Here is a 3415-nt window from a genome sequence, read left to right as displayed (position 1 = left end):
GATTTCGTCTTTACTGGAAAGTGAGATAGAACAGGTCGAGTGCATGGCCAAAGGCGGTGTTGTTTGTAGCTTTAAAATCACCAACAAAGGAGAAAAACCATGATTGAAGAATCTTTATATGAACGCTTAGGTGGCTACGATGCCATTAACGTCGTTGTTAATGATTTGTTGCCGCGCTTGCTCGCGGATACCCAATTAGGCCGATTTTGGCAAAACCGCGGGCTTGACGGCATGGCCAGGGAAAAGCAGTTACTGATTGACTTCCTTTGCTCAAGCTCTGGCGGGCCGCTTTATTATACTGGCCGGAATATGGCGGTGACGCACAAGGGCATGGGCATTACTGAAAGTGATTGGGCTATTTTTAGGCAACATTTACAAGCGTCCTTAAAAGAATTTGAACTGCCCGAACAAGAGTCTGCCGAGGTGCTGGCGTTCATCGACAGCACTAAAACCGAGATTGTCGGATGATGTTGGTTACCGCCGTTTGCCAGCATTGGCAAATGGCATCCTAGCCGCTTATTGCAATTGGCCCGCCATGATTGAACCTGTCGCGTTAAAAGATTTTTTTATCACGTTTTTCGTATCGGCCTTGATGATCATGGCGGGTGCGGCTTATGCCCTGCTGTTCGCCTGGTCTAAAGCCAACCCGAATAACCGCATCAAACTGGCGGCTTACAGCGCTTACCTCATTTTGGCGGCATCCGTCGCCGAACTGACCTACACCGCCCATTTTTCAGGTTACTGGCTGGTCATTTCGGCAGCAATGCTGGTCGGCTATTTTTTTGCGCCAATAGGCATCTGGCACCTATGCGTTAAAACCCACACCGGCCAGGATTCAACAACAACAGCAGAGGAGGATAAGCTATGAACGAAACACCCTTATGGGCTTCGGAGTCATTCTGGAAAAAAACGGCAATCTGGGTAACCGCCGGATCATTTATTGTTTTAATCGTTTTAACCTTTGATTCACTGAGCCAAACCAACGCGGGCGGCAAGCGTGTCCCCGCCTATTCCGTCATTAACAAACAAATCGACTACCAGTATCAAGCAGACCTGCATAAATCCATGCCCGTCATCGGTGACACCGAGTTGTTATTCGGCAAGGAGTTTACCGAAGCGGAAGCCGAACAATTGGTCATGCTCGGCAAAAAAACCACGCAAGCCAAAAACTGCATGAATTGCCATACGTTGCTGGGCAACGGCGCCTATTACGCTCCGGATCTGACCAAAGCGTGGCTCGATAAAGGCTGGATCTCCAAAGACCTGCGCGAAGAGTTGATGGTGAAGTTTTTGATGAACCCGGAAAAAAACGCCCGCACTTTCGGCAGCAACCGCAAAATGCCTAACCTGAACATCACCGAAGCGGAAGCGAAAGGCGTAGTGGCGTTCCTAAAGTGGATGTCCAGCATTGACACCAACGGCTTTCCTTATAACTTTAAGACCATTAATGCGGAGGAATGAGCATGGAAACGACGAACACAACAAGCATCATGCACAAGGCAAGCGCTTTATTGGAGCAAACAGGTAACCGCCTCAATGCCTTCAAAGCTTGGGTGGCATTGGACAGCACCCATCTGAGCGATGGGCAAAAACTGGCGGTCAAGTATTTCACCGTCGCCGTCATCCTATTTTTTGCCCAGCTTTTGTTTGGCATGTTGGCAGCGACACAGTTTATCTTCCCTAATTTTCTGTATGGTTTTCTGGATTTCAGCGTCAACCGCATGGTGCATATCAACGCGATGATAATATGGATGCTGTATGGCTTTATCGGTTGTGTCTACTGGCTGCTGGAAGATGAAAGCGGCACTGAAATTGTTGGCCTGAAACTCGGCAATATCGCGTTTTGGCTGTTGACGGGTGCGGTGACGCTGGTAGTGCTAGTTTATCTGTTAGTGCAAATTGGCCCCGGAAAAGATTCCAGCCTGTGGTTCATCAACGAAGGCCGCGAATACATCGAAGCGCCGCGCTGGGCGGACATCGGCATTGTCATCGTGATCCTGACATTTTTCTATAACGTCGTCGCCACGTTCAGCAAAGGCCAATGGTCCGGCATTGCCGGGGTGCTGACGCTGGACTTGGTCGCCCTGGCCGGCCTTTATGTCGCCGGCATGTTTTATATGACCAATATCACCCAAGACCAATACTGGTGGTGGTGGGTGATCCATTTATGGGTGGAAGCGACCTGGGAAGTGCTGGTCGGTGTCATCATGGCGTGGTCATTGATGAAACTGCTGGGGGTCAAACGCAAAATCGTACAAACTTGGCTGTATATCGAAGTCGCGCTAATGTTTGGCTCGGGTATTTTAGGGCTGGGGCATCATTATTTCTGGATAGGCACCCCAGAATATTGGCTGACCATCGGTGGCTTTTTCTCCGCGCTGGAGCCTATCCCCTTGGTCGCGATGGTCGTCCATGCCGTTTACGATGCCGGAACCCACGCATTTAAAAGCGGTAATCACCCGGCTTTAGCATGGATCATCGCCCAAGCTTTTGGCAATTTTTTCGGCGCCGGTGTCTGGGGGTTTATGCACACCTTACCGCAAATTAACTTATACACCCACGGCACACAATGGTCGGCCTCACATGGCCATCTGGCGTTTTTCGGAGCTTACGCCACTATCAATATCGCGTTCTTTTATCTGGCGATCCAGCATTGGCGCGGCAAGGTTTGGATGGGCGCAGGCATTAAAAACGGCTGGCGGTGGAAATGGGCGCTGGGATTGCTCAACGGAGGCGTACTCGGCATGACGGTTGCGTTATTGATCGCCGGTTATGAGCAGTCTTTTATTGAGCGGGCGGTTGAAGGCTCGACTTGGAGCGGTTATTTTACCGCACAAAACCACCCCTCATTTCAGGCCGCGATGGTCTGGCGGTGGTTTTTTGGCGCGGTCACTTTTGCCGGTTTGGTTTTATTGATTTGGGATTTATTAACCATAGGCAAAACCGAAGAACGCAAAGCGGCGCAAGTTTCTGAAAGCTGATGGCGTTATCTATACCTGTAGGGTAGTAAAGCTATTTTTTACACTGTTAAGATGAATGCCACAAGGTTACGGCCCGTCTGATTGCCGAAAAAGCCGCCGCCAACCTATCGATGATCCGTGGGGTCTAAGGCAGCTGAATAGTCGCCGTGCTTGGACAAAACAGCCGCGCCCGTTGGTCACAAGGGTGTTCTTCTTGATGAGGATGGCAAGGGGAGTCGCTATTTTTGCGAAAGATTGCTTCGGCATCCTTGCCGGTCAATCAGCAAAAATCACGCGACCGCTTATGCCTTCGGCTGCCCCAGCCGTCCTGGTCACTCGCTCGCCACCCAACAAGGGGTGGCTCACATGCTCTCCAATGACTCGACGCGATTTCGTATAGCCTGCATTTTCACTTCCGCTTCGCTTCGTGAAAACTCAGGCACTATCGCTTCTGG

Annotated in this window: 5 protein-coding genes; all 5 read left to right on the top strand. The window is 50.5% G+C overall.

Features of this window, described 5'->3' with window-relative positions; genetic code table 11:
* The first annotated feature begins 99 nt into the window (after positions 1-99).
* Positions 100-468, top strand: coding sequence for a group I truncated hemoglobin (locus AADEFJLK_RS17410; protein WP_103975133.1), 369 nt, complete (start codon positions 100-102; stop codon positions 466-468).
* A gap of 67 nt (positions 469-535) precedes the next feature.
* Positions 536-868 (top strand): hypothetical protein, encoded by a 333-nt coding sequence (locus AADEFJLK_RS17405; RefSeq protein WP_103975276.1) that lies wholly within the window; start codon positions 536-538, stop codon positions 866-868.
* The gene (locus AADEFJLK_RS17400; RefSeq protein WP_103975132.1) at positions 865-1461 is read left to right on the top strand and encodes a c-type cytochrome; all 597 of its coding nucleotides are present in this window, start codon (positions 865-867) and stop codon (positions 1459-1461) included. Before AADEFJLK_RS17405 ends, AADEFJLK_RS17400 begins: the two co-directional genes overlap by 4 nt.
* A 2-nt stretch (positions 1462-1463) precedes the next feature.
* The gene (locus AADEFJLK_RS17395; protein WP_211299246.1) at positions 1464-2981 is read left to right on the top strand and encodes a cbb3-type cytochrome c oxidase subunit I; all 1518 of its coding nucleotides are present in this window, start codon (positions 1464-1466) and stop codon (positions 2979-2981) included.
* Between the two features lie 150 nt (positions 2982-3131).
* On the top strand, positions 3132-3415 hold a 284-nt coding region (locus AADEFJLK_RS25215), incomplete at its 3' end, for a hypothetical protein (RefSeq protein ID WP_211299245.1).

It is taken from the genome of Methylovulum psychrotolerans, from assembly GCF_002923755.1.
Classification (GTDB): domain Bacteria; phylum Pseudomonadota; class Gammaproteobacteria; order Methylococcales; family Methylomonadaceae; genus Methylovulum; species Methylovulum psychrotolerans.
Note: the sequence above shows the minus strand (reverse complement) of the source record. Positions and strands in the feature narration are given on the sequence as shown.